We start from the raw sequence: 17,403 nt of genomic DNA, 5'->3' as shown, positions 1-17,403 counted from the left end.
GGCGCGGCAGCTGCGCCAGCGCCCGGCAAAAACAACCACAAAGTGAGAAGTACTATGTCTAAACCATTTGTCTGGCAGGACCTGTTTGTTCAGAGTAACGATACGACGGAATATGAACTCCTCAGCACGCAGCACGTTACGGTGACGGAGCTAGAGGGCGAGGAGGTCATTAAGGTGGCGCCTGAGGCATTGACCCTGCTGGCCCAGCAGGCCTTTTATGAAGCCTCATTTTTCCTGCGCGCCGGACATTTAACGCAGATAGCCAGCATCCTGCACGACCCGCAGGCCAGCAGTAACGATAAATATGTCGCCCTGCAGCTGCTGCGCAACGCCGAAGTATCGGCAAAAGGCGTCCTGCCAAACTGTCAGGATACCGGCACGGCCACCGTTGTGGCGAGCAAAGGCCAGCACGTCTGGACCGGCGGGGATGACGCCGAAGCGCTGAGCAGGGGGATTTACGCCACCTTTAGCGAGTGTAACCTGCGCTACTCGCAAAACGCACCGCTGGACATGTACACCGAGGTCAACACCCAAACCAACCTGCCGGCGCAGATAGACATCAGCGCCACGCCGGGGAGCGAATATCGCTTCCTGTTTGTCAATAAAGGCGGCGGATCGGCTAACAAAGCCGCGCTGTTCCAGGAAACGAAATCTATTCTGCAGCCGGATAAACTTACCGCGTTCCTGATCGAGAAGATGAAGTCGCTCGGTACGGCGGCCTGTCCACCGTATCACATTGCCTTTGTGGTCGGCGGCCTCTCTGCCGACCAGGCGCTGAAGGTGGCGAAGCTGGCCTCCACAAAATATTATGACAACCTGCCCACCAGCGGGAACGAGTTGGGCCAGGCGTTCCGCGATACGGCGCTGGAAGCCACGCTGCTCAACGCCAGCCGCGAATTCGGCATCGGCGCCCAGTTCGGCGGCAAGTACTTCGCGCACGATATTCGCGTCATCCGCCTGCCGCGTCACGGCGGCTCCTGCCCTGTCGCCATGGCGCTCTCCTGCTCCGCCGACCGCAATATCAAAGCGAAAATCAACAGGCACGGTATCTGGCTGGAGAAGCTGGAGCATAACCCAGGGAAATATATCCCGGAGGCCAGCCGTGATGCAAACGACGCCCGAGCCGTACAGATCAACCTGAATCGCCCGCTGCGCGAGATCCTGCGCGATATGTCCGCCCTGCCCATCGGCACCCGGCTGTCGTTAAGCGGCCCGATCGTGGTCGCCCGCGATATTGTCCACGCAAAAATCAAAGCGCGGCTGGATAACGGCGAGCCGATGCCGGAGTACATGAAAAACCATATCGTCTATTACGCCGGTCCGGCGAAAACGCCGGAGAATCAGGCCTGCGGCTCCCTCGGTCCAACCACCGGCGGGCGCATGGACGGCTACGTCGATGCTTTCCAGGCCGCGGGCGGAAGCCTGATCATGCTTTCCAAAGGTAACCGCAGCCAGCAGGTCACCGATGCCTGCCATAAGCACGGCGGCTTCAACCTCGGCAGCATCGGCGGTGCGGCGGCGCTGCTGGCGCAGCAGTACGTGAAAAGCCTGCGCTGCCTTGAGTATCCCGAACTGGGCATGGAGGCGGTGTGGATGATGGAGGTCGAAAATCTGCCCGCCTTTGTGCTGGTGGACGACAAAGGGAATAATTTCTTCAGCCAGTTTGAGCAGCAGCATCGCTGCGCATCCTGCCCTGCCGGACATTAAGGAGCGACTATGGAAGCGCGAGCTAACGCAGACAAACACCGCCAACGACAGCAAAAGCGCAAAGAGCAGGTTGATATCCGCGTGGCGGCGGCAACAGAGAAGAGAGGCATTCTGATCGTCTTCACCGGCAACGGAAAAGGCAAGTCCACCGCCGCCTTCGGCACGGCAACGCGTGCCGTCGGCCACGGTAAAACCGTTGGCGTCGCGCAGTTTATTAAAGGCCAGTGGGATAATGGCGAATACAACACCCTGCATCCGCTCGGCGTCGAGTTTCACATTATGGGCACCGGCTTTACCTGGGAGACGCAAAACCGGGAGACGGATATTGAAGCCGCAACGGCAGTGTGGCAGGAGAGCAAACGCATGCTGGCTGACCCGAGCTACGACCTGGTGGTTCTGGATGAGCTCACCTATATGCTGGCGTATCACTATCTGGATACCCAGGAGGTGATCGCGGCGGTTGAGAACCGTCCGGTGCAGCAGACCGTGATCGTCACCGGGCGCGGCTGCCACTCGCAGTTACTGGCGCTTGCCGACACGGTTAGCGAAATGCGTCCGGTAAAACACGCATTTGACAGCGGTATTCAGGCGCAGGAGGGCATTGACTGGTAAGCGTGTCTGTACCGGATGGCGCGCCGCGCTGCCGCCATCCGGTGTTATTACTCTACCGGCGAGACCACTGATTTTTGTAATAGCCACTCGCGGAAGGTCTGTAACGGCAGGGACTGAGCCTTTTCCTCTCGCCACGTCATGATGAAGCGGTTGCCGGTGCGGATAGGAACATCGCAGGGGATAACCATCTCGCCGCAGTCCAGGTCATGCTGGATGGCGAAGCGGGGAAGCAGCGCGACCCCAAGATTCGATCGTACTGCGGCAATCAGCATTGAGAGGAGGTCAAAGCGCGGGCCAAGGTTCACGTCCGGACTGGTGATACCGGACAGCGCAAACCACTCCTGCCAGCCATTGATGCGGGTGCTTTGGTGTAACAGCGGAAACTCCCTTAGCAGCTCCTCCACCCCCAGCTTCTGCTCCGCGCTGGGGAGCAAGCTTCGGCTGCAGACCGGCAGGATCTCCTCTTCAAATAAATAATCGACTTCCGACCACGGGGGACAAAAATCGGCGCGCATAATAGCCGCATCGTATTCACGATTTAAAAAATCGCCGATATTGGCCAGCGAGTGAATGTTAACAATAATATCAGGATTTAATTTATTAAACTCCCATAAATTAGGGATCAGCCAATGCGTACTGAAGGTGGGATTTACCGCCAGCTCCACAACCTGAACGGCAGGCTGCCAGGACATTATCATATTTGTATCGCGTTCCAGCTTATTAAGCGTCTCTTTGACGATATTCAGATAATGCTTTCCCGCTGCATTCAGAAAAATCCGCTTTTTGGCATGATTGAATAATGAGGTGTGTAAAAACTCCTCCAGGGCCGTCACCTGTCTGAACACTGCACTCTGCGTTAACGCCAGCTCTTCTGCGGCGCGGGTATAGCTTTCGTGACGCGCCACAACTTCGAACGTCACCAGCAGCTCGCTCTTGGGGATTTTTCCTCTCATCATGTCTTCCATTCATGGTGGGTAACAGTAATTTTTTGAAGCGAATAAACCCTGCTTCAGAACGATACCGCCATTATATTTTAGTTATGCTCCGTCGGCAGTGATCCACACCATGATTTAATCAGTTTTGCGCGTCAGGCCAGAGTACTTGCTGAAAATGAAATGAAACATGAAAAATTATTAAGACCTGTTCAATTTGTGTCTTACATAATGGCGGCAGCGCCTTATTATACGAAAAACCGTATGGGCATTAAAAACAGGAATAGTGCAGGACAGAACGTTAAAAAATATAAAACAAAACGTTGTGCTAAAAATAGAACGGGGTTTTGTGTACGTCCTTTCGATAACCGGCGCTCCAGCGCGCATGCTGAAACCGGATCAAAACAAAAAACCCAGGTCGCATAACGACCTGGGTTTCGAATTTGGCGGAAGCGTAGAGATTCGAACTCTAGAACCCTTTCGGGTCGCCGGTTTTCAAGACCGGTGCCTTCAACCGCTCGGCCACGCTTCCAAAGTGAGGCGCACTATAAACATCTATTAGCGCCTTGTAAAGCAGGAATTTTTCTAATTTTACCCACCGGCGTTTGACTGCGCAAAAATCACCCAGACGCTGACGGCGCATCGGTCTCTGCTCGCTTGTACATACCGTAACACAGCAACGCTCATCCTTTTAAATCGCTCTGGTATAGAATGCCACAAAAATAAACGGTCATTTGTTGTGTAATTGTTATAAATCTGAGCAGTCACAGATTTTAGAAATTACTGCCATGCAGTGTTACTGGTTGATGATGAAAATCAAAAATACGTTTTGCTTACATATCCTGATGGCGACCCTGGCCATTCTGTTTCTGTGCGTTCACCCACTGGTGACGAGCTTCGATCCGCCCCTCACCTTCCAGCCGCTGATTAAATCAATGGACGGCACGCCGAAAGAACAAGCGGAAAAAATTGCGACTATTTCTCACGCCTTAGAAGGGAATGCTATTTTCTTCATTGGCGCGTCTGAGGTGGCAACCTCAGAAGATGAACATTACGCTGTATATAATTACTTTAATAAGCAATTGCACACGCCCGTCGTGGCGTATGGCGATGCATTTGTCGATGACGAAACGCAATTTTTACTGTTCTCACGTTTTAAAAATAGCCTTAACGCAAACAGTAAAGTGGTTTTGCTTCTGGCACCTGACAGCTTTTACTCAAAAGGTCTGCCACCGGCTATCTATGCCGATAATTTCCCCGGTTCTATTTTTAATCCGCTGATGAAGGATCCGCAGGCGCGCCCGCTGCTGGTTAATTATTTAAAGCATATTGATAGTAAAGACATAAGCCATTTAACCTTTGGCCAAATGCGCGTCTTTGGCTGGCACCCCGATCTGATGTGGGACGAGCTGAGCTTCCAGTTTGCGAACCTCTGCACCCTAATAAAAAACGACTGGCTGGCGCTGCTCAACGTCACGCCCCAGACGGTACAGCCCTGGCCGCAGCAGCCAACCACCCACATCGCCCCAGACTGGGATAAAGAGCTGGCGAACGCGCGCGAGTTAAATAAAAAACGCCAGCAGAGCGCGGCCACGCTGTGGATGGACAAAACGATTTACGAAGAGGACGGTAAGCCACAGCAGTGGGATGACACGCCGGTCGTGCCTGCGCAAATCGCCGCATTCAGTAAAACCGTTCAGCTGCTGAAAGAACGTCACGTGCAGGTGATTGCTATCGTCGACCCGGTTAACCCCTGGGCGCTTTACAATACCGATACCTTCCGCCCGGTTGATAAGCAAATTAAAACCATTCTGGAAAAGAACCAGATCCCTTATTTAGATATGTACGCCATGCCTTATCAGAATGGCTGGAACTGGGATCGTTTGCACCCTTCCGAACTGGCCTGGGTTCCTATGATTCGCTTTATTGCACAGAGTTTTTAATGATGAAAATCGCGATCCGTCTTTTTTTCCTTTATCTCCTGCTGGCGATCACCATCGTCGCGTGGACCTCTGTCGATGACAGCATGAGTATGCAGCTGCATTTTGAATATCAAAAGTTCTGAGGCCGAATGATGTATAGCTCAGGCATGTTTTTTGTTTATTTGTTTTCCTCCGCCCTGGCGTTTGCGCTGGTCAATCGCGTATTACGCCATCGCCTGACCTGGCTGTCAGCGCTGTCGGTACTGACGGCAGTCGGCTGGGGCTATATATTTCAGGGGGATTATATTGTCCCGGCGGCCGTATTTATCACCTTTTATGTGCTCGCGACCTTTAAAGAAAAAGGCTGGTTAAAAACCTGGCAGGCAATCATTTTAACGTTGCTGCCCTTATTTTTAGTAAAGCTGCATTTAAATAACCACTGGGGCATGATCGGCCTCTCTTTTATGACGTTCCGCGCGGTGGACGTGCTGCTCTATCGCAGTAAAAAAGAAGGTCAGAATTTCCTGCACTATTTCTGCTATCTGTTTATGCCTTTTATTATTCTGGCCGGCCCCATGTACCGCTGGCGGACATGGATGAGCGATGTCAGCAAGCCCGTATTTGCCCTTAACCGTGAACAGTTTTTAGTCGCGTTAGAGCAAATCATTACCGGCATTGTCCAGAAGTTCCTGTTTGCCATGCTGATCGATTCGCTTGTCGTGCAGCCCTGGAGCCATAAGCCGTTTACGCTGACCGTGGGCGTGGTGATGTCGATTGCCTATAGCACCTACCTGTACTTTGATTTTGCGGGTTACAGCAATATGGCCATCGGCGCGGGCCGCCTGTTTGGGCTCAACATTCCGGCAAACTTCAACATGCCGCTTCTGGCAAAGAACCCGCAGGATTTCTGGCGCCGCTTCCACATCAGTTTGTCTGAATGGCTGCGCGATGTGGTCTTTATGCCCGTTTACATGAACCTGATGAAGTTCAACTTTTTCCGTCAGAACAAAACGCTGGCGCAAAATATCGGTATTTTTTGCACCCTGTTCTGCATGGGGGCATGGAATGGCCTGGAGCGCCATTACGTTATCAGCGGCGCGCTGTTTGGCGCGATTTCCGTCACCCATAACATGCTGCTGTGGTCAGCCAAACGCAGCCCGGCATTGCACCGCGGTTTGCAGTATCCGGCCGTTGCGTTTTTAGGGCGAATTCTGACGCTGGGAAGCGCCGCGGGATCCCTTTACATCTTTAGTGGAATGTCACCTCTATGAAAAATCACTCCGATCTTCAGGAACTGCAGGATTTCTTACGTGCGGCATTATGCGATCCCGCCTCTCCGCAGCAACTGGCCATCAGCGGCAGCGACGAAGCCTTAAGCTGGCTACAGCTTTCTGCTGCCGTGACGGACTGGACGCAGCGCTATCAGCGTTGCCAGCCTGTTGCCGGTACGCCGGTCGTCCTGTACGGACACCAGCAGGCCGAGTTCGCCGTGGCGATTTATAGCTGCCTGCTGCACAACATTCCGTACATCCCGGTGGACTGCATCTACCCGCAGGAGCGCCTGCGCGAGATCTGCCATCTTGCCAATGCCCCTTACTATTACGACGTCGCGACCCGGCAGTTCATCGCCACCGGTGAGCCGGGCAAGGTGCTGGAGGAGCAGGATCTGGCCTACATCATGTTTACCTCGGGCAGCACCGGTAAACCTAAAGGCGTGCAGATTGGGCGTGAAAGCGTATGGCACTTCATGAAATGGGTCAGCCAGGACTTTTCACTGCCGGAAAAACCGGTCCTGATGAACCACGCGGTATTCAGTTTTGACCTCTCCCTGATCCCTTTGCTGGCGAATCTGGCGATGGGCGGACACATCGTGCTGAACGCCAAAGAGGATATTCAGAAAGAGAACTGGCTGGAGCGACTGAAAAGCAACGCGGTCTCCGCCTGGGTTTCCACCCCCTCTTTTGCGTACCAGCAGCTGCTTTCCCCGCAGTTCAACAGCGAGTATTTGCCTGCGCTGAGCGTCTTTATCTTCATTGGTGAAGTGTTAAATAAGGCGCTGGTCAAACAGCTCCGCCGCCGTTTCCCGCAGGCCAAAATCATCAACTCCTATGGTCCAACGGAAGCGACCATCGCGACGACCGTGGTTGAAATCACGGATGAGATCCTGAACAGCGACAGCGCCGTGCTGCCGGTGGGGGTCATGATGCCTGAGAGCAAAATGGAAATTTCCGCCGACGGAGAGCTGATTATCTGGGGTAAAAATGTCATGCGCGGCTACCTCGGCCTGCCGCAGGAGAACGCGGAAAAATTAATCCGTCGGGAAAATGAAGCGTTTCGCGGCTACCGGACCGGCGATCTGGGCTATAAAGCGGGGCTTATCTATTGCCAGGGCCGCAACGATAGCCAGGTCAAACTGAATGGCTACCGTATTGAAATCAATGAGATTGAAAACCGCCTGCTGGCCATGTCCGGCATCAACGAAGCGGTGGTTCTGCCGCTGATGAAATCCTGCGGCAGCGTGCTGCGCATTGCCGCGTTCTGCGTGACGGATATGGCGCCGGATACCATCAAAACGTCGCTGTCGAAGGTGGTTCCGCACTATATGGTGCCTTCACAAATTATCGTAAAAGACGCTTTGCCGCTGAATCCTAACGGCAAAATTGACCGCAAGCTGCTGGACGCTTACGCCCGCACAAATTAATGACTCCAGGAAAAATTATGGAACAAGAAATTCTCGCCCTGTTCGAAAAAGTGTTATCCCGTAAGGTGGGCTTTCACGATGAACTGATTGAATCCGACATTCTCGACTCCATCCTGGCAGTCGATATGGTGCTGGAAGTGCAGGACGTTTACGGCTGTATGATCCCGCCAACTGACGTGGCGACGGTGCTGAAAACCCCGGCGGACCTGGCCCGCTATATTGAAGAAAACCGCTAATCCGGAAGGCTCTGGGGGCATGCTCCAGAGCCTCTTTTATTGCTGCTGTCCAGAATACCTGCAAGCCCCCTACCGCCGTCCTGCCCCCCCGATACAAAAAGTTATCTAAAGCGCCATAATTGATAGGTACTTAACCCTTTTGCCAGGAATTCAGTATGCCGCCACGTACCGCCAGCGATCTCTATTCAGAAATGAAAAATATGTCCGTTGAAGAGCGGATCCGCTTCTTCTCCCTTTCGCTGGCGGAAATGCACCGCGAGCTGCAGGAGAGCATCAGCCAGATAGAGTCGATGAAGCAGGCGCTGGAAGAGAGTGAAGAGTACCATCGTCAGCTGGTTGAAACCGCGCAGGATGCGGTGATTACCATCGATCATGTCGGTAACGTTGTGAACTGGAACCAGGCGGCAGAGCGAATGTTCGGCTGGTCAGCGGAAGAAGCGACAGGCAACAGCCTTGGCAAGATGATCGTACCGGAAGCGTTTCGCGAGCAGCACGCACGCGGCCTGATGCGCTTCCAGGCCGGGCAACCGTCGAATATTCTCAACCGCACTATCGAGATCGCTGCGCTGCATCGCACCAAGGGCGAGTTCCCTATTGAGCTCTCGATATGGCCGCATCAGCAAGCGGGTAAGCAAATATTTTCGGCCTTTATTCGCGATATTACCGATCGCAAACAGCGTGAACATATCGCGTGGCTGCATGCTAACTTTGATGCCCTGACGGGGTTACCGAACCGGAGATTACTGGTTAACCGTCTGGAGCTGGCGATCGCCCAGGCTATCGCCCACGATAAAGAAGTGGCGCTGCTGTTTATCGACCTCGACCGGTTTAAACCGGTGAACGATCTCCATGGTCATGCCGTCGGCGACGAGCTGCTGCGGCTGGTGGCATTTCGCCTGCAAAGCGTACTGCGCGAAGGTGACACGGTGGCCCGCCTCGGCGGCGATGAGTTTGTCGCCCTGCTCCCCGATTTAACGACCAATGATCCCTTACCCACACAAACGGCGGAAAAGGTCAGCGCCGCGCTGGCACAGTCTTTTTTGATTAACGAGCAGGTGATTACCATCTCCGGCAGTATTGGCATTGCCCGCTTTCCTCATGACGCGGGTGATGCCGATACGTTGCTCAATAGCGCAGACAAGGCGATGTATACCCGCAAGCGGGTTACGCCGGGAGAACGATGATGGGGCTGGCAATGGAGCCTTTAACAGCAATGAAACCAACCGCTTTTACTATTTCTCCTACACTTTAGGAGTACTGTCGGTACGGGAAACAGAAAAAAGCCAACTTAATTAAGGCATTAATGATTCGCTGTGCGTTCAGCCGGGGATCGTTTTGCCTTTAACAGAGGAGTCTGCGGTATGGCATTCGTAACAACGAAAGACGGCGTCAATATTTACTACAAAGACTGGGGCCCAAAAGAGGCTCAACCCATTGTTTTCCACCACGGCTGGCCGCTGAGTGCCGATGACTGGGATAACCAGATGCTCTTCTTCCTCGCAGAAGGCTATCGCGTTATCGCTATCGATCGCCGTGGTCACGGGCGTTCGGACCAGGTGAGCGAAGGCCACGACATGGATCATTATGCGTCCGACGCGTCAGCCGTGGTTGAAAGCCTGGATCTGCGCAATGCCGTGCACGTCGGTCACTCCACCGGCGGCGGCCAGGTCGCCCGCTATGTTGCCCGGTATGGACAGCCGCAGGGGCGCGTCGCCAAAGCGGTGCTCGTCAGCGCCGTGCCGCCGCTGATGGTCAAAACGGACGCTAACCCAGGCGGAACGCCTATTGAGGTTTTCGACGGCTTCCGCAAAGCGCTGGCGGCTAACCGCGCCCAGTTTTACCTCGACGTCGCCAGCGGTCCATTCTACGGCTTTAATCGGGAGGGCGCGGACGTTTCACAGGGCACGATCCAGAACTGGTGGCGTCAGGGGATGATCGGAAGCGCTAAGGCCCACTACGAGGGGATTAAGGCGTTTTCAGAGACCGACCAGACGGAAGATTTAAAAACCATCACGGTTCCCGTTCTGGTGTTGCAGGGCGACGACGATCAGGTCGTGCCGTATAAAAACGCTGCCCTGCTGCAGGACAAGCTGCTGGCGAACAGCGTACTGAAAATTTATCCGGGCTTCCCGCACGGGATGCATACCACCCATGCGGACACCATCAACGCGGACATTCTGGCCTTTATTCGCTCATAACGCCGCGTTTCTTGCCGGGTGGCGCTGCGCTTACCCGGCCTACATTTGCATAATTCAATGCATGAACGCCACCCAGGAGGTGGCGTTGTTTATTCCGCTTAGCGATTATCCAGCTGGGCGCGAACGTTGTTCAGCCCGGTGGTGTTGATGCGGTAAGGCTGCCCGTTCATGGAACGGATCAGCTTTTTGGTGCGGAGTTTTTTGAAGACGCTGAGCGTGCAGTCGCTCAGCACCAGCCCTTCACGGGTGTAGCACTCAACGGACGTGACGCGGCCAGAACTGTCGCGGACGTGCACAATTCGTCCACCTTTGGCGAGAACGTGTAAGGTTCGTTGTTCCTGACGGGATAAATTCATACTGGAAAACCTGTGTAATCATCATGCGTAAAACGAGCCCACACCCGCAGGTGCGTGCGTAAGGTTTAAGCGCAGCGATAACCAGTCCGTCCTGAAAAGGGCGGGAAACTGATTATCTGATGAAAACATTCTCCAGCATCAAAGCCTCGGTGAGAGATGAAAAGATATTTACGGACTGAATGATAACGCCTGGTTTTTGCAGGGGAATAGCGGGGTTTTAAAAGTGTGAGGCGGATCGGTCAATCCAAAAGAAAAACCCCAGGTTAACGAGTAACCTGGGGTTTATGTTTGGCGGAAGCGTAGAGATTCGAACTCTAGAACCCTTTCGGGTCGCCGGTTTTCAAGACCGGTGCCTTCAACCGCTCGGCCACGCTTCCTAAGTGAGGCGAACTATAAACACCTCACCGCGTGCTGTAAAGAGTGGCTGCACTCGTTCGCTGTAAAAATAGTCAAAACGTGTTTAATCGGTTGAACTGACGACACATCGACGATTTTATCAGCACAGGCTTAGTGCTTTTTGATGTACATGTCTTTCGTGAAATAGTACCCCAGCTTATCCGGCGTAAATCCACCGACCCACGGTTTCACCAGGTGCGTGCGGACGTAGTGATAAACCGGAATGGCCGGCACGTCACGTCCCAGCAGATCTTCCGCCTGCTGGTAGTACTTACCCCGCTCTTCCGCCGTTTTGGCTTTTGCAGCGTTCACCAGCGCGCTATCGTAGTCCGGATTGCTGTACTGGCTGGTGTTTTCGCTGTCTCCCGTGCGGAAGTTGTTCAGGAAGGTCGCCGCATCGTCGTAATCGGCAATCCACGCGTAGCGCACCGCGTCAAAGTTGTGGGTGTGCATGGTGTCCAGCATGGTTTTCCACTCCTGGTTTTGCAGCTTCGCGTCCACGCCGAGGTTTTTCTTCCACATGGAGCTGGCCGCAATCGCGATGCGCTGGTGCGATTCAGAGGTGTTGTAGAGCAGGTTGAAGCTCAGAGGATGGCTGGCGTTATATCCGGCCTCGTTCAGCAGCTTTTTCGCCTCCGCGATGCGCTTGTCCAGCGGCCAGCTGGCGTAATCCGGGTTCTGTAGCTTAACGCCGCCGATATCCGGCTGGCTGATGAGCCACGCCGGGCGCTGCCCCTGCCCTAATACTTTTCCGGCAATGATGTCTTTATCCAGCGCCATGTTCAGCGCCTTACGCACGCGCGCGTCGTTGAACGGCGGACGGGTGGTATTGAATTCGTAGTAATAGGTCGCAAGCTGAGGTGAAACGTCCAGCTGGCTGCCCAGGGTTTTCTTGAGCTGGGCAAACTGGTTAATCGGCACCGTGTACACAATGTCAATTTCGCCCGCTTTGTAGCGGTTCACATCCGAGGCCTCCGACGTGATGGGCAGGTAGGTGACCTTGTTAATCACGGTGTGCGCGTTGTCCCAGTAGCGCGGGTTGCGCTCCGCCACGATGCGTTCGTTGACCACCCACTGCGACAGCTTGTACGCCCCGCTGCTGACGAAATGCTCCGGCTTGGTCCACTTATCGCCAAAACGGCCAATCAGCACCTTATCCACCGGCACCAGCGACGGGTGCGCCAGCATCGCGAGGAAGGCCGCGTTTGGCTGCGTGAGCGTCACTTCCAGCGTGGTGTCGTTAATCGCTTTTACACCCAGCGTATCGGGCGCTTTTTTCCCCTGGGCGATATCGGCCGCGTTGGCGATATGCATGTTGCCCGGATAGCTCGCATAAGGCGAAGCCGTTTTCGGGTCGATCAGGCGCTGCCAGCTCCAGACCACATCCTCTGCGGTAATCGCCGTGCCGTCGCTCCAGGTGATGCCCGGACGCAAATGGAACGTCCAGACGGTGTTGTCCTTATTCTCCCATTTTTCCGCCAGTCGGGGCTGGACTTCTCCTGCCGGAGAGACGCTGACCAGCCCTTCGAATAAATCACTGATAATATTGAATTCGACATCGCTTTCGACTTTATGCGGGTCGAGCGAAGCCGGTTCACTGCCATTATTCCTGACCAGTTCCTGCTTATCGGCCAGCGCGGTTCCTGCCGGCACGTTAGCCGCCCAGGCTGCCGTGCTGGCGCACAGGATCCCGGCGGTTAACAAAGAGAGCGTAAAGTTCGTGCGTGTTTGTGGTTTCATTTCCTTCGCCTTATTGTCTGTTTTATGACGATCCGGAAATAACTCTTAGCGTTCGAATGGTAATAACGCAATATTTTTCAGTAACCTATAAGAGCTTGATCTGGTAAATTGTCGCAAACCGCTGTTCATACTGGTGAAACGCACTTCTGCAGAAGAAATAACCACCTCCAGCGCTAACGTGCTGAGTAAAGATGGGTAAAACCACTTTGAGACTGGCGTGCCGTTTCCTATTCTTTCCGCTAATTACATCTGTCATAAGAGAGTGACTCATGGATCGTATAATTACTTCTTCACGCGACCGCACATCGCTACTCAGCACCCACAAGGTGCTGCGCAATACCTATTTCATGCTCAGCCTGACGCTGGCATTCTCAGCGATCACCGCCACCGCCAGCACCGTGCTGATGCTGCCGTCTCCGGGGCTGATCCTGACGCTGGTGGGTATGTATGGTCTGATGTTCCTGACCTACAAAACCGCTGACAAACCGGTCGGTATTCTTTCTGCTTTTGCCTTCACCGGCTTCCTGGGCTATATCCTGGGGCCGATGCTGAACGCGTATCTTTCTGCCGGTATGGGCGACCTTATCGGCATGGCGCTGGGCGGTACCGCGCTGGTGTTCTTCTGCTGCTCGGCCTACGTGCTGACCACCCGTAAGGACATGTCCTTCCTCGGTGGTATGCTGATGGCGGGTGTCGTGGTCGTGCTGGTGGGTATGGTGGCAAATATCTTCCTGCAGCTGCCTGCCCTGCATCTGGCGATCAGCGCCGTGTTTATTCTGATTTCTTCAGGCGCGATCCTGTTTGAAACCAGCAACATCATTCGCGGCGGTGAGACGAACTATATCCGCGCTACCGTGAGCCTGTACGTATCGCTGTACAACATCTTCGTCAGCCTGTTGAGCATCCTGGGCTTCGCCAGCCGCGATTAAGCCGCAGCGCTGTGAACCTGGCCCCGCTTATGCGGGGCTTTGTTTTTTGGTACACTGCTGCGGTTTTTGACTGACGCGTGAATGACTATGTTGAGTTTTGAAGGCAAAGAGATCGAGACAGATAACGACGGTTATCTCAAAGAGAGTAGCCAGTGGAGCGAAGCGCTGGCAGAAGTAATTGCTGAGAAAGAAGGGATTACCCTCTCTCCCGAACACTGGGAAGTGGTGCGTTTTGTGCGCGAGTTCTATCTTGAATTCAACACCTCTCCGGCCATCCGCATGCTGGTCAAAGCCATGGCCAATAAGTTCGGCGAAGAGAAAGGCAACAGCCGCTATCTGTATCGTCTGTTCCCGAAAGGCCCGGCAAAACAGGCTACAAAGGTTGCTGGCCTGCCGAAGCCGGTGAAGTGTATTTAATAGCGGATACCGAAGTTAACGTACTCCCGGCCGGGTTGATGCGGTTCCGTTAAGACCTTATCAACCCGTGCGCTGCGCGGCCCGCCCGCTTTCAGCCACGCCACCAGCTTGTCGACCTGCTCCGCTTCGCCGCAGGCGACCACCTCAACGCTGCCGTCGTCCATATTTCGCGCGTATCCCGTTAGCCCAAGCTCAACCGCTTCGCGCTGGGTGCTGTAGCGGAACCCGACGCCCTGAACAACGCCGTGAACCCAGGCAATAATGCAGACTTTTGACATCTTCCTTCTCCTTATCCGTCTGGCGCGTTGCATTTCCCCAGCGAACTCGGGAAAATGGCGGCCATTTTCTTGAATCGACAGAACAGCAAATTATGAGTGTACGTTTAGTGTTAGCCAAAGGGCGCGAAAAATCATTACTGCGCCGTCATCCCTGGGTCTTTTCCGGCGCGGTTGCCCGTATGGAAGGCAAAGCCAGCCTCGGTGAAACCATTGATATCGTTGACCATCAGGGGAAATGGTTAGCGCGAGGCGCCTACTCGCCAGCGTCCCAGATCCGCGCTCGCGTCTGGACGTTTGATAAAGATGAAACCATCGACATCGACTTCTTTGTCCGCCGCCTGCAGCAGGCGCAGCAGTGGCGCGACTGGCTGGCAAAACGCGACAGGCTGGACAGCTACCGCCTGATTGCCGGTGAGTCCGACGGTCTGCCGGGCGTGACCATCGATCGCTTCGGTAACTTCCTGGTGCTGCAGCTCCTGAGCGCCGGAGCGGAATACCAGCGTGCCGCGCTGATTAGCGCGCTGCAAACGCTGTTCCCGCAGTGCGCCATCTATGACCGCAGCGACGTTGCTGTGCGCAAAAAAGAAGGTATGGAGCTGACTCAGGGGCCCGTAACGGGCGAACTGCCACCTGCCCTGCTGCCGATTGAAGAGCACGGCATGAAGCTGCTGGTGGATATTCAGGGCGGGCACAAAACCGGTTACTACCTCGACCAGCGCGACAGCCGTCTGGCTACGCGTCAGTACGTTGCCGACAAACGCGTGCTGAACTGCTTCTCCTATACCGGCGGTTTTGCCGTTTCGGCGCTGATGGGCGGCTGTGCCCAGGTGGTGAGCGTGGACACCTCCCAGGAAGCGCTGGACGTGGCAAAACAGAACGTCGAGCTCAACAAGCTGGACTTGAGCAAAGCGGAGTTTGTGCGCGATGACGTCTTCAAGCTGCTGCGTAAATATCGCGACCAGGGCGAGAAGTTCGACGTTATCGTGATGGATCCACCAAAGTTTGTGGAAAACAAAAGCCAGCTGATGGGCGCGTGCCGTGGGTATAAAGATATCAACATGCTGGCTATCCAGCTGCTGAACCCGGGCGGGGTTTTGCTCACCTTCTCCTGCTCCGGCCTGATGACCACAGATTTATTTCAGAAAATCATCGCCGACGCCGCAATAGATGCTGGTCGTGATGTACAATTTATAGAGCAGTTCCGTCAGGCAGCCGATCACCCCGTGATTGCTACCTACCCGGAAGGACTGTATCTGAAAGGGTTTGCCTGTCGCGTCATGTAACTTGAAAAGAGAAATATTGCCCGCACATTGAGTGTAAGTAGTGTTTCCCGGGAGGTGACTATGATTGCCAGCAAATTCGGTATCGGCCAGCAGGTCCGCCACACTTTGCTAGGGTATTTGGGTGTGGTCGTGGATATCGACCCGGAGTATTCCCTTGATGAACCGTCAGCAGACGAGCTGGCGGTGAACGCAGAGCTTCGCGCTGCGCCCTGGTACCATGTGGTGATGGAAGGTGATGATGGACAGCCCGTTCACACCTATCTTGCCGAAGCGCAGCTGAGTAGCGAGCTGCAGGAAGAGCATCCGGAGCAACCCACAATGGATGAGCTTGCTCAGACTATCCGCAAACAGTTACAGGCTCCGCGCCTGCGGAACTAAGCGTGTAAAAAAAGCCCGATGAACGGGCTTTTTTTTATTACTTCGCCAGCCCCAGACGGGGGATGTCAATCGCCGGACAGCGGTCCATGACGACCTTCAACCCCGCGTCCCGCGCCAGCACGGCGGCCTGCTCGTTAATCACACCCAGCTGCATCCACAGCGTTTTCGCGCCGACGGCGATAGCGTCCTGCGCCACTTCCCACGCCGCCTCGGAATTACGGAAGACATCGACCATATCAATTTTTTCCGGCACGTCAGCGAGCGTGGCATAGCCCTGCTGGCCCAGCAATGTTTTCCCCGCCACTTTTGGCGAGACCGGGATGACGTGATAACCCTGATCGAGAAGGTATTTCATCACCCGATAGCTTGGACGATCGGGTTTATCGCTCGCGCCCACCAGCGCAATGGTACGCGTGGATGTCAGAATCTCGGCAATATCGTTCTCTTTCATGGTTTTCCTCCTGGCTTTTTTAAAAGTGTACGCCAAACCGCACATCTCAACCATCCATCCCATACAGATGCATGAGGGCAAAACGGCGAAATATGTCTATATGTTAGTAAACGTGATTCTCGAAAAATCTAGATACATTAATGCGGCGACAGGATTTCTGACGGGAGCCTTCTATGAAAACCGGTATTGCCACTGCTCTGATTGCGTTAGTGATGCCGGTCTGCGTTTTTGCTACCACGCTCCGGCTTTCTACCGACATTGATCTCCTGGTACTGGACGGGAAAAAGGTCTCCAGTTCGTTATTGCGGGGTGCAGACAGCATAGAGTTAGATAACGGACCGCATCAGCTGGTCTTCCGGGTAGAAAAATCGATCGGTCTGGCTAATCACGAGCAACGGATGTACATCTCCCCACCGCTGATCGTCAGCTTTAATACCCGACAAATCAGTCAGGTGAACATCACCCTCCCTCGCCTTGAAACGGAGAAGGAATCCGCGGCCTTCGACGCCTCACCCCGCATTGAACTGCTGGACGGGGATGCAATGCCGATTCCGGTGAAGCTGGATATTCTGGCGCTGACGGCCTCACCGAAAGGTCCGGATTACGAGGCCGCAACCCAGACCTATAACAAAGCGGGTAAACGCGCCTCGCTTCCACAGTTTGCCACCATGATGGCGGACGACAGTACGCTGCTATCCGGCGTCTCGGAACTGGACGTTATTCCTCCCCAGTCCCAGACCCTGACGGAACAGCGCCTTAAATTCTGGTTCCAGCAGGCCGATCCCGACACGCGGGCCCGGTTTTTACAGTGGGCAAAACAACAACCTTCATCATAAGCCACATTTTTTACGCCTTTCTCTTGCAGCG

The 17,403-nt window shown here is 54.4% G+C and carries 20 protein-coding genes and 2 tRNA genes; 15 read left to right on the top strand and 7 right to left on the bottom strand.

Translation table 11 applies throughout. The features are described from left to right. The first annotated feature begins 54 nt into the window (after window positions 1–54). Both AC2TE5_RS07735 and cobO read left to right on the top strand, forming a co-directional pair. Window positions 55–1,707, top strand: coding sequence for a class I fumarate hydratase (locus AC2TE5_RS07735; RefSeq protein ID WP_213328343.1), 1,653 nt, complete (start codon window positions 55–57; stop codon window positions 1,705–1,707). A 9-nt stretch (window positions 1,708–1,716) separates the two neighbouring features. Continuing rightward, the gene (gene cobO, locus AC2TE5_RS07730; protein ID WP_484612958.1) at window positions 1,717–2,319 is read left to right on the top strand and encodes a cob(I)yrinic acid a,c-diamide adenosyltransferase; all 603 of its coding nucleotides are present in this window, start codon (window positions 1,717–1,719) and stop codon (window positions 2,317–2,319) included. 47 nt (window positions 2,320–2,366) lie between these two features. Here cobO and AC2TE5_RS07725 read toward each other — a convergent pair whose 3' ends face one another. Further along, window positions 2,367–3,272: a LysR substrate-binding domain-containing protein gene (locus AC2TE5_RS07725; RefSeq protein ID WP_121425781.1), complete on the bottom strand. Its 906-nt coding sequence runs from the start codon at window positions 3,270–3,272 to the stop codon at window positions 2,367–2,369. Window positions 3,273–3,434: 162 nt separating this feature from the next. Between AC2TE5_RS07725 and AC2TE5_RS07720 the strand changes: the two genes are divergently transcribed. Then, the gene (locus AC2TE5_RS07720; RefSeq protein ID WP_484612957.1) at window positions 3,435–3,677 is read left to right on the top strand and encodes a hypothetical protein; all 243 of its coding nucleotides are present in this window, start codon (window positions 3,435–3,437) and stop codon (window positions 3,675–3,677) included. Between the two features lie 18 nt (window positions 3,678–3,695). On the opposite strand, the gene AC2TE5_RS07715 is transcribed toward AC2TE5_RS07720, so the two are convergent. Beyond that, window positions 3,696–3,783, bottom strand: a tRNA-Ser gene (locus tag AC2TE5_RS07715). Window positions 3,784–4,060: 277 nt separating this feature from the next. On the opposite strand from AC2TE5_RS07715, the gene AC2TE5_RS07710 reads away from it, so the two are divergent. The 7 genes from AC2TE5_RS07710 (at window position 4,061) to AC2TE5_RS07680 (ending at window position 10,308) form a co-directional block, all read left to right on the top strand. Next, window positions 4,061–5,194 (top strand): D-alanyl-lipoteichoic acid biosynthesis protein DltD, encoded by a 1,134-nt coding sequence (locus AC2TE5_RS07710; RefSeq protein WP_484613318.1) that lies wholly within the window; start codon window positions 4,061–4,063, stop codon window positions 5,192–5,194. Next, window positions 5,194–5,316 (top strand): hypothetical protein, encoded by a 123-nt coding sequence (locus AC2TE5_RS07705; protein ID WP_023335174.1) that lies wholly within the window; start codon window positions 5,194–5,196, stop codon window positions 5,314–5,316. The genes AC2TE5_RS07710 and AC2TE5_RS07705 overlap by 1 nt, the downstream gene beginning before the upstream one ends. Window positions 5,317–5,325: 9 nt before the next feature. Beyond that, the gene (locus AC2TE5_RS07700) at window positions 5,326–6,444 is read left to right on the top strand and encodes an MBOAT family O-acyltransferase (protein ID WP_121425779.1); all 1,119 of its coding nucleotides are present in this window, start codon (window positions 5,326–5,328) and stop codon (window positions 6,442–6,444) included. Beyond that, window positions 6,441–7,874: an AMP-binding protein gene (locus tag AC2TE5_RS07695; RefSeq protein ID WP_484612956.1), complete on the top strand. Its 1,434-nt coding sequence runs from the start codon at window positions 6,441–6,443 to the stop codon at window positions 7,872–7,874. The genes AC2TE5_RS07700 and AC2TE5_RS07695 overlap by 4 nt, the downstream gene beginning before the upstream one ends. Before the next feature lie 17 nt (window positions 7,875–7,891). Next, window positions 7,892–8,110, top strand: coding sequence for an acyl carrier protein (locus AC2TE5_RS07690; protein ID WP_008499867.1), 219 nt, complete (start codon window positions 7,892–7,894; stop codon window positions 8,108–8,110). Window positions 8,111–8,265: 155 nt separating this feature from the next. Then, window positions 8,266–9,294, top strand: a complete 1,029-nt coding sequence (locus AC2TE5_RS07685) for a diguanylate cyclase domain-containing protein (RefSeq protein WP_484612955.1) — start codon at window positions 8,266–8,268, stop codon at window positions 9,292–9,294. Between the two features lie 177 nt (window positions 9,295–9,471). After that, window positions 9,472–10,308 (top strand): alpha/beta fold hydrolase, encoded by an 837-nt coding sequence (locus AC2TE5_RS07680; protein WP_063439613.1) that lies wholly within the window; start codon window positions 9,472–9,474, stop codon window positions 10,306–10,308. Window positions 10,309–10,406: 98 nt separating this feature from the next. On the opposite strand, the gene AC2TE5_RS07675 is transcribed toward AC2TE5_RS07680, so the two are convergent. The 3 genes from AC2TE5_RS07675 to AC2TE5_RS07665 all read right to left on the bottom strand — a co-directional run bounded on the left by AC2TE5_RS07675 (window position 10,407) and on the right by AC2TE5_RS07665 (window position 12,800). Continuing rightward, window positions 10,407–10,664 (bottom strand): YjhX family toxin, encoded by a 258-nt coding sequence (locus AC2TE5_RS07675; protein WP_484612954.1) that lies wholly within the window; start codon window positions 10,662–10,664, stop codon window positions 10,407–10,409. Between the two features lie 289 nt (window positions 10,665–10,953). Further along, a tRNA-Ser gene (locus AC2TE5_RS07670) sits at window positions 10,954–11,041 on the bottom strand. A gap of 130 nt (window positions 11,042–11,171) precedes the next feature. Then, on the bottom strand, window positions 11,172–12,800 hold the full coding sequence (locus tag AC2TE5_RS07665; protein WP_339277036.1) for an ABC transporter substrate-binding protein: 1,629 nt from the start codon (window positions 12,798–12,800) through the stop codon (window positions 11,172–11,174). A 269-nt stretch (window positions 12,801–13,069) separates the two neighbouring features. Between AC2TE5_RS07665 and yccA the strand changes: the two genes are divergently transcribed. Continuing rightward, the gene (gene yccA, locus AC2TE5_RS07660) at window positions 13,070–13,729 is read left to right on the top strand and encodes an FtsH protease modulator YccA (protein ID WP_023335168.1); all 660 of its coding nucleotides are present in this window, start codon (window positions 13,070–13,072) and stop codon (window positions 13,727–13,729) included. 87 nt (window positions 13,730–13,816) lie between these two features. Further along, window positions 13,817–14,146: a sulfurtransferase TusE gene (tusE, locus tag AC2TE5_RS07655; RefSeq protein ID WP_484612953.1), complete on the top strand. Its 330-nt coding sequence runs from the start codon at window positions 13,817–13,819 to the stop codon at window positions 14,144–14,146. On the opposite strand, the gene yccX is transcribed toward tusE, so the two are convergent. Beyond that, the gene (gene yccX / locus AC2TE5_RS07650; protein WP_484612952.1) at window positions 14,143–14,424 is read right to left on the bottom strand and encodes an acylphosphatase; all 282 of its coding nucleotides are present in this window, start codon (window positions 14,422–14,424) and stop codon (window positions 14,143–14,145) included. The two genes, tusE and yccX, sit on opposite strands and share 4 nt — an antisense overlap. A gap of 92 nt (window positions 14,425–14,516) precedes the next feature. Between yccX and rlmI the strand changes: the two genes are divergently transcribed. Together rlmI and hspQ are read left to right on the top strand one after the other, a co-directional pair. Next, entirely contained in the window at window positions 14,517–15,707 is a 1,191-nt protein-coding gene (gene rlmI / locus AC2TE5_RS07645) for a 23S rRNA (cytosine(1962)-C(5))-methyltransferase RlmI (protein WP_484612951.1), read from the top strand. A gap of 60 nt (window positions 15,708–15,767) precedes the next feature. Further along, entirely contained in the window at window positions 15,768–16,085 is a 318-nt protein-coding gene (hspQ, locus tag AC2TE5_RS07640; RefSeq protein ID WP_008499919.1) for a heat shock protein HspQ, read from the top strand. Window positions 16,086–16,122: 37 nt separating this feature from the next. On the opposite strand, the gene AC2TE5_RS07635 is transcribed toward hspQ, so the two are convergent. Beyond that, window positions 16,123–16,536 carry a CoA-binding protein gene (locus tag AC2TE5_RS07635; RefSeq protein ID WP_028012609.1) on the bottom strand — a complete coding sequence of 138 codons (414 nt, stop codon included), beginning with the start codon at window positions 16,534–16,536 and terminating at the stop codon, window positions 16,123–16,125. Between the two features lie 173 nt (window positions 16,537–16,709). Between AC2TE5_RS07635 and csgI the strand changes: the two genes are divergently transcribed. After that, on the top strand, window positions 16,710–17,372 hold the full coding sequence (csgI, locus tag AC2TE5_RS07630) for a curli synthesis inhibitor (RefSeq protein WP_121425765.1): 663 nt from the start codon (window positions 16,710–16,712) through the stop codon (window positions 17,370–17,372). Window positions 17,373–17,403 lie beyond the last annotated feature (31 nt).

This window comes from Enterobacter sp. N5-15 (genome assembly GCF_057221635.1).
The sequence above is the reverse complement of the archived record's forward strand: the minus strand, read 5'-3'. Positions and strand labels throughout refer to the sequence as shown.

Excerpts from the sequence above, each read along its gene's own strand:
- AC2TE5_RS07725 (WP_121425781.1), bottom strand. The coding sequence starts at position 3,272 with ATGAGAGGAAAAATCCCCAAGAGCGAGCTGCTGGTGACGTTCGAAGTT.
- rlmI (WP_484612951.1), top strand. The coding sequence starts at position 14,517 with ATGAGTGTACGTTTAGTGTTAGCCAAAGGGCGCGAAAAATCATTACTG.
- AC2TE5_RS07705 (WP_023335174.1), top strand. The coding sequence starts at position 5,194 with ATGATGAAAATCGCGATCCGTCTTTTTTTCCTTTATCTCCTGCTGGCG.
- AC2TE5_RS07690 (WP_008499867.1), top strand. The coding sequence starts at position 7,892 with ATGGAACAAGAAATTCTCGCCCTGTTCGAAAAAGTGTTATCCCGTAAG.
- cobO (WP_484612958.1), top strand. The coding sequence starts at position 1,717 with ATGGAAGCGCGAGCTAACGCAGACAAACACCGCCAACGACAGCAAAAG.
- yccX (WP_484612952.1), bottom strand. The coding sequence starts at position 14,424 with ATGTCAAAAGTCTGCATTATTGCCTGGGTTCACGGCGTTGTTCAGGGC.
- AC2TE5_RS07720 (WP_484612957.1), top strand. The coding sequence starts at position 3,435 with ATGAAACATGAAAAATTATTAAGACCTGTTCAATTTGTGTCTTACATA.
- AC2TE5_RS07710 (WP_484613318.1), top strand. The coding sequence starts at position 4,061 with ATGAAAATCAAAAATACGTTTTGCTTACATATCCTGATGGCGACCCTG.
- hspQ (WP_008499919.1), top strand. The coding sequence starts at position 15,768 with ATGATTGCCAGCAAATTCGGTATCGGCCAGCAGGTCCGCCACACTTTG.
- yccA (WP_023335168.1), top strand. The coding sequence starts at position 13,070 with ATGGATCGTATAATTACTTCTTCACGCGACCGCACATCGCTACTCAGC.
- AC2TE5_RS07675 (WP_484612954.1), bottom strand. The coding sequence starts at position 10,664 with ATGAATTTATCCCGTCAGGAACAACGAACCTTACACGTTCTCGCCAAA.
- AC2TE5_RS07735 (WP_213328343.1), top strand. The coding sequence starts at position 55 with ATGTCTAAACCATTTGTCTGGCAGGACCTGTTTGTTCAGAGTAACGAT.
- AC2TE5_RS07695 (WP_484612956.1), top strand. The coding sequence starts at position 6,441 with ATGAAAAATCACTCCGATCTTCAGGAACTGCAGGATTTCTTACGTGCG.
- csgI (WP_121425765.1), top strand. The coding sequence starts at position 16,710 with ATGAAAACCGGTATTGCCACTGCTCTGATTGCGTTAGTGATGCCGGTC.
- AC2TE5_RS07700 (WP_121425779.1), top strand. The coding sequence starts at position 5,326 with ATGTATAGCTCAGGCATGTTTTTTGTTTATTTGTTTTCCTCCGCCCTG.
- AC2TE5_RS07665 (WP_339277036.1), bottom strand. The coding sequence starts at position 12,800 with ATGAAACCACAAACACGCACGAACTTTACGCTCTCTTTGTTAACCGCC.
- AC2TE5_RS07635 (WP_028012609.1), bottom strand. The coding sequence starts at position 16,536 with ATGAAAGAGAACGATATTGCCGAGATTCTGACATCCACGCGTACCATT.
- AC2TE5_RS07680 (WP_063439613.1), top strand. The coding sequence starts at position 9,472 with ATGGCATTCGTAACAACGAAAGACGGCGTCAATATTTACTACAAAGAC.
- AC2TE5_RS07685 (WP_484612955.1), top strand. The coding sequence starts at position 8,266 with ATGCCGCCACGTACCGCCAGCGATCTCTATTCAGAAATGAAAAATATG.
- tusE (WP_484612953.1), top strand. The coding sequence starts at position 13,817 with ATGTTGAGTTTTGAAGGCAAAGAGATCGAGACAGATAACGACGGTTAT.